The sequence below is a fragment of the Cryobacterium sp. Y11 genome (genome assembly GCF_002929535.1).
In the GTDB taxonomy this organism is placed as follows: domain Bacteria; phylum Actinomycetota; class Actinomycetes; order Actinomycetales; family Microbacteriaceae; genus Cryobacterium.
In genome coordinates this window covers 1-6,003 of sequence record NZ_PJJO01000028.1, presented here as the reverse complement: position 1 = coordinate 6,003, position 6,003 = coordinate 1, and the positions used below count along the sequence as shown (strand labels likewise).

At 53.0% G+C, this 6,003-nt stretch carries 3 rRNA genes; all 3 read left to right on the top strand.

Going from position 1 to position 6,003, the window contains the following annotated elements:
* Window positions 1-615: 615 nt before the first annotated feature.
* Window positions 616-2,149: ribosomal RNA gene (locus tag CXY75_RS00355) — 16S ribosomal RNA — on the top strand.
* Window positions 2,150-2,619: 470 nt separating this feature from the next.
* Window positions 2,620-5,748 (top strand): 23S ribosomal RNA (locus tag CXY75_RS00350).
* Window positions 5,749-5,872: 124 nt separating this feature from the next.
* Window positions 5,873-5,989, top strand: a 5S ribosomal RNA gene (gene rrf / locus CXY75_RS00345).
* Together the 16S, 23S and 5S rRNA genes form the textbook arrangement of a ribosomal RNA operon.
* The last annotated feature ends 14 nt before the right edge of the window (window positions 5,990-6,003 follow it).

Below are 6,003 nucleotides of genomic sequence, written 5' to 3'. Positions count from 1 at the left end.
CTGGTTGGCGACACGCCCGGGTGGGGGGCGTTTTGACGGGTGGTTGTTCTGACCGTAATGTATCTATACGTACCCCAAAGGTGCGGAAAGCCGCAGTGCTTTTCGGCCTCACGTGGGACCAGATCTTGGCTAATTCAATTCAGGGTTTCTGTTTCAGGAGCGTCTGTGTTGGGCTAGGATAGTAATCTTCCTCCTGCTGGTTGTGTTGGTTGAGTTGCGTGGTTTTAGTCGCTGTGTGCGTCTGAAACTGGGTGTTTACTCGATTTGACAGGGTCTGGTTGGGGGGCTAAGTTAGACAAGTTGCCCCGGAGCGACAGCCCAGTAGGGCCTGATGTCGGGTGCGTCCGATCCTTGAGAACTCAACAGCGTGCACAATGTCAAATGCCAAAAACCTCGTGGTTGTGGCCCGTTTCTAGCGGGGTGCAGCTAAGAGATTCCTTTGGAAATAATATTTAACAAGTCCTTGTCTTCGGATGAGGCAACTAAACAAAGCAAGTCAGTAATGATTTGTTCTTGTCAGTTTCAAACTTGCATCGTTTCAGCCTATTCCGGTTGTGGGGTGCACTAGATGGGCGTTCGGTTTGTATTTATATGGATCGGGTAGCTATTCAAACATTTACGGAGAGTTTGATCCTGGCTCAGGACGAACGCTGGCGGCGTGCTTAACACATGCAAGTCGAACGGTGAAGAGGAGCTTGCTTCTTGGATCAGTGGCGAACGGGTGAGTAACACGTGAGCAATCTGCCCTTGACTCTGGGATAACTGCGGGAAACTGTAGCTAATACCGGATATTACCTTGGAAGGCATCTTCTGGGGTGGAAAGAATTTTGGTCAAGGATGAGCTCGCGGCCTATCAGCTAGTTGGTGAGGTAATGGCTCACCAAGGCGACGACGGGTAGCCGGCCTGAGAGGGTGACCGGCCACACTGGGACTGAGACACGGCCCAGACTCCTACGGGAGGCAGCAGTGGGGAATATTGCACAATGGGCGCAAGCCTGATGCAGCAACGCCGCGTGAGGGACGACGGCCTTCGGGTTGTAAACCTCTTTTAGTAGGGAAGAAGTGACTGGGTTTTCCTGGAAGTGACGGTACCTGCAGAAAAAGCACCGGCTAACTACGTGCCAGCAGCCGCGGTAATACGTAGGGTGCAAGCGTTGTCCGGAATTATTGGGCGTAAAGAGCTCGTAGGCGGTTTGTTGCGTCTGCTGTGAAAACCCGAGGCTCAACCTCGGGCCTGCAGTGGGTACGGGCAGACTAGAGTGCGGTAGGGGAGATTGGAATTCCTGGTGTAGCGGTGGAATGCGCAGATATCAGGAGGAACACCAATGGCGAAGGCAGATCTCTGGGCCGTAACTGACGCTGAGGAGCGAAAGCATGGGGAGCGAACAGGATTAGATACCCTGGTAGTCCATGCCGTAAACGTTGGGAACTAGATGTGGGGACCATTCCACGGTCTCCGTGTCGCAGCTAACGCATTAAGTTCCCCGCCTGGGGAGTACGGCCGCAAGGCTAAAACTCAAAGGAATTGACGGGGGCCCGCACAAGCGGCGGAGCATGCGGATTAATTCGATGCAACGCGAAGAACCTTACCAAGGCTTGACATATACCGGAAACGGCTAGAAATAGTCGCCCCGCAAGGTCGGTATACAGGTGGTGCATGGTTGTCGTCAGCTCGTGTCGTGAGATGTTGGGTTAAGTCCCGCAACGAGCGCAACCCTCGTCCTATGTTGCCAGCACGTAATGGTGGGAACTCATGGGATACTGCCGGGGTCAACTCGGAGGAAGGTGGGGATGACGTCAAATCATCATGCCCCTTATGTCTTGGGCTTCACGCATGCTACAATGGCCGGTACAAAGGGCTGCGATACCGCAAGGTGGAGCGAATCCCAAAAAGCCGGTCTCAGTTCGGATTGAGGTCTGCAACTCGACCTCATGAAGTCGGAGTCGCTAGTAATCGCAGATCAGCAACGCTGCGGTGAATACGTTCCCGGGCCTTGTACACACCGCCCGTCAAGTCATGAAAGTCGGTAACACCCGAAGCCAGTGGCCGAACCCGTAAGGGACGGAGCTGTCGAAGGTGGGATTGGTGATTAGGACTAAGTCGTAACAAGGTAGCCGTACCGGAAGGTGCGGCTGGATCACCTCCTTTCTAAGGAGCACGTGTCATCCCGTCTGTATACAGCGGAATATGGTGACCAGTCATACCAAGACGAATGTTCTTGGATGGCGCTCATGGGTGGAACATTGACATTGATGCAAGAACGGCTAGTAAGCACTTGGTACGCTCCTTCGGGAGTTGGAACGGTGTTTGGTAGAGAGACTTGTATATGCACGCTGTTGGGTCCTGAGGGACCGGAACAATTTGGGACGTGATGTTCTGGGTTGATCTGATTCTTCTGGACTTTTTCCTGTTGGCATTACTTGCCGGTGGGAAGGGTACCGCCCGTACTTTGAGAACTACACAGTGGACGCGAGCATCTTAAATTTGCCGCAGTTATCTTTGGATGCTGCGGTCAATTACAAAGATCTAAGCACTGAATTTATTTAGTGCTGTGATCATTGGTCAATTTCGATCATCACTTTCGGGTGGTGATACTTAATCGATTCAAACTCATGTGATTTCAAATTTTTAAGAGCAAACGGTGAATGCCTTGGCATGTAGAGCCGAAGAAGGACGTAGTAATCTGCGATAAGCCTCGGGGAGTTGATAAACGAACTGTGATCCGAGGATGTCCGAATGGGGAAACCCCGCCAGGCCCGTGAGGTGACCTGGTGACTCCCGCCTGAATATATAGGGCGGGTAGAGGGAACGTGGGGAAGTGAAACATCTCAGTACCCACAGGAAGAGAAAACAACAGTGATTCCGTTAGTAGTGGCGAGCGAACCCGGATGAGGCTAAACCGATCATGTGTGATAGCCGGTAGGTGTTGCATGGTCGGGGTTGCGGGACTTTTCTGCCTATTCTACCGAATGGTAAGGGTTAGAACGTTGTATAGACGAACAGGATTGAAAGCCTGGTCATAGAGGGTGCGAACCCCGTAGTCGAAATGCAGCAATCGCCCGAGAAGTATCCCAAGTAGCACGGGGCCCGAGAAATCCCGTGTGAATCCGTCAGGACCACCTGATAAGCCTAAATACTCCTACATGACCGATAGTGAACAAGTACCGTGAGGGAAAGGTGAAAAGTACCCCGGGAGGGGAGTGAAATAGTACCTGAAACCGTTTGCTTACAAACCGTTGGAGCCAGCTTTGTTCTGGTGACAGCGTGCCTTTTGAAGAATGAGCCTGCGAGTTAGTGATATGTGGCGAGCTTAACCCGAGAGGGGAATGCGTAGCGAAAGCGAGTCTGAATAGGGCGATTCAGTCGCATGTCCTAGACCCGAAGCGAAGTGATCTATCCATGGCCAGGTTGAAGCGACGGTAAGACGTCGTGGAGGACCGAACCCACTTCAGTTGAAAATGGAGGGGATGAGCTGTGGATAGGGGTGAAAGGCCAATCAAACTTCGTGATAGCTGGTTCTCTCCGAAATGCATTTAGGTGCAGCGTTGCGTGTTTCTTGCCGGAGGTAGAGCTACTGGATGGCCGATGGGGCCTAAAAGCTTACTGACGTCAGCCAAACTCCGAATGCCGGTAAGTGAGAGCGCAGCAGTGAGACGGTGGGGGATAAGCTTCATCGTCGAGAGGGAAACAACCCAGACCACCAACTAAGGTCCCAAAGCGCGTGCTAAGTGGGAAAGGATGTGGAGTTGCACAGACAACCAGGAGGTTGGCTTAGAAGCAGCCACCCTTGAAAGAGTGCGTAATAGCTCACTGGTCAAGTGATTCCGCGCCGACAATGTAACGGGGCTCAAGCACGCCACCGAAGTTGTGGCATTGATATTTTTGGTTAGCCGCACCCTTGTGGTGTTGGTTCAGCCGTGTTGATGGGTAGGAGAGCGTCGTGTGGCCAGCGAAGCGGCGGTGTAAACCAGCCGTGGAGGCCACACGAGTGAGAATGCAGGCATGAGTAGCGAAAGACGGGTGAGAAACCCGTCCTCCGAAAGATCAAGGGTTCCAGGGCCAGGCTAATCCGCCCTGGGTAAGTCGGGACCTAAGGCGAGGCCGACAGGCGTAGTCGATGGACAACGGGTTGATATTCCCGTACTGACGAAAAACCGCCCAAGCTAATCCAGTAATGCTAAGCATCTGAATCCCCTAGATGGATCCCTTCGGGGTGAAGCGTGGGGCCTAGCGTGCGACCCTATGCTGGTGCGGTTAGCGTATTAACAGGTGTGACGCAGGAAGGTAGCTGAGCCGGGCGATGGTTGACCCGGTCTAAGGATGTAGGCCGAGAGATAGGCAAATCCGTCTCTCATATAAGGTTGAGACCCGATGGGTAGCCCGTAAGGGTGAAATCAGTGATCCTATGCTGCCAAGAAAAGCATCGACGCGAGGTTTTAGTCACCCGTACCCCAAACCGACTCAGGTGATCAGGTAGAGAATACTAAGGAGATCGAGAGAATCGTGGTTAAGGAACTCGGCAAAATGCCCCCGTAACTTCGGGAGAAGGGGGGCCTGAGGCGTGAACGGACTTGCTCCGGGAGCGTTCGAAGGCCGCAGAGACCAGTGGGAAGCGACTGTTTACTAAAAACACAGGTCCGTGCTAAGTCGCAAGACGATGTATACGGACTGACGCCTGCCCGGTGCTGGAAGGTTAAGAGGAACGGTTAGCCGTAAGGCGAAGCTGAGAATTTAAGCCCCAGTAAACGGCGGTGGTAACTATAACCATCCTAAGGTAGCGAAATTCCTTGTCGGGTAAGTTCCGACCTGCACGAATGGCGTAACGACTTCCCAGCTGTCTCAACCGCGAACTCGGCGAAATTGCATTACGAGTAAAGATGCTCGTTACGCGCAGCAGGACGGAAAGACCCCGTGACCTTTACTACAGCTTGGTATTGGTGTTCGGTGTGGCTTGTGTAGGATAGGTGGGAGACTGTGAAGCTTGGACGCTAGTTCAGGTGGAGTCATTGTTGAAATACCACTCTGGTCATATTGGATACCTAACTTCGAACCGTGATCCGGTTCAGGGACAGTGCCTGGTGGGTAGTTTAACTGGGGCGGTTGCCTCCTAAAAAGTAACGGAGGCGCCCAAAGGTTCCCTCAACCTGGTTGGTAATCAGGTGTCGAGTGTAAGTGCACAAGGGAGCTTGACTGTAAGACTGACAAGTCGAGCAGGGACGAAAGTCGGGACTAGTGATCCGGCAGTGGCTTGTGGAAGCGCTGTCGCTCAACGGATAAAAGGTACCTCGGGGATAACAGGCTGATCTTGCCCAAGAGTCCATATCGACGGCATGGTTTGGCACCTCGATGTCGGCTCGTCGCATCCTGGGGCTGGAGTAGGTCCCAAGGGTTGGGCTGTTCGCCCATTAAAGCGGTACGCGAGCTGGGTTTAGAACGTCGTGAGACAGTTCGGTCCCTATCCGCTGCGCGCGCAGGAAATTTGAGAAGATCTATCCCTAGTACGAGAGGACCGGGATGGACGAACCTCTGGTGTGTCAGTTGTTCCGCCAGGAGCACCGCTGATTAGCTACGTTCGGAACGGATAACCGCTGAAAGCATCTAAGCGGGAAGCCGGCTTCGAGATGAGATTTCCATCCCTTCGGGGGAGAGGCTCGCAGCTAGACTACTGCGTTGATAGGCCGGATGTGGAAGTGGGGACTAAAGACCCATGGAGCTGACCGGTACTAATAAGCCGATAATTTGATAACACTCAGTTTGAAGAAGCTGCTTTAGCGTCCACTATGTGGTTCTCGATGTACGGTCGAGAACAGCGCCTTCGTCATGAGGGCTCTATATAACTAAATAATATAGAATCGATTCATCGAAAGATGTTTCGGCGGCTATAGCGAGAGGGAAACGCCCGGTCACATTCCGAACCCGGAAGCTAAGACTCTCAGCGCCGATGGTACTGCAGGGGGGACCCTGTGGGAGAGTAGGACACCGCCGGACTTAACTTAGAAACA